The sequence below is a fragment of the Stenotrophomonas sp. P5_A8 genome (assembly GCF_056400545.1).
Map to the genome: position 1 here is coordinate 1 of NZ_JBFULB010000652.1, position 609 is coordinate 609.

The 609-nt window shown below is 66.2% G+C and carries 1 protein-coding gene; it reads left to right on the forward strand.

The features are described from left to right. Positions 1 to 584, forward strand: a 584-nt coding sequence (locus AC1DQP_RS21295) for an adenine nucleotide alpha hydrolase family protein (protein WP_478052533.1), incomplete at its 5' end; no start/stop codon positions are given. Positions 585 to 609: the final 25 nt, after the last annotated feature.

A 609-nucleotide genomic window follows, 5' to 3' on the forward strand; every position in this document is an offset into this window, starting at 1 on the left:
GCTGGTGCGCGCCGCGCAGCGCGTGGCCGATCGAGCCGCTGACCGTCAAGCTGAAGTTCGTCGAAGGCGAGGCGGTCGAGCTGGACGGCAAGGCACTGCCGGGTGAGCAGATCCTGGTCAAGCTCAACAAGCTGTTCGCCCCGTACGGCGTCGGCCGTGGCGTGTACACCGGCGACACCGTGATCGGCCTGAAGGGCCGCATCGTGTTCGAAGCCCCGGGCCTGGTCTCGTTGCTGGCCGCGCACCGCGCGCTGGAAGACGCGGTGCTGACCAAGCAGCAGAACCGCTTCAAGCCGGACGTGGCGCGCAAGTGGGTGGAGCTGGTGTACGAAGGCTTCTACCACGACCCGCTCAAGACCGACATCGAGGCGTTCCTGAAGTCCTCGCAGACCAAGGTCAACGGCGAAGTGGTGCTGGAAACCCGTGGCGGGCGCGTCGATGCGGTGGCGGTGAAGTCGCCGCACCTGCTCAACACCAAGGGCGCCACCTATGCGCAGTCGGCCGATTGGGGCGTGGAAGAGGCGGAAGGCTTCATCAAGCTGTTCGGCATGAGCTCGACCTTGTACGCGCAGGTAAACCGCTAAGCCGATTCACCGGGGTGCCGGCCAC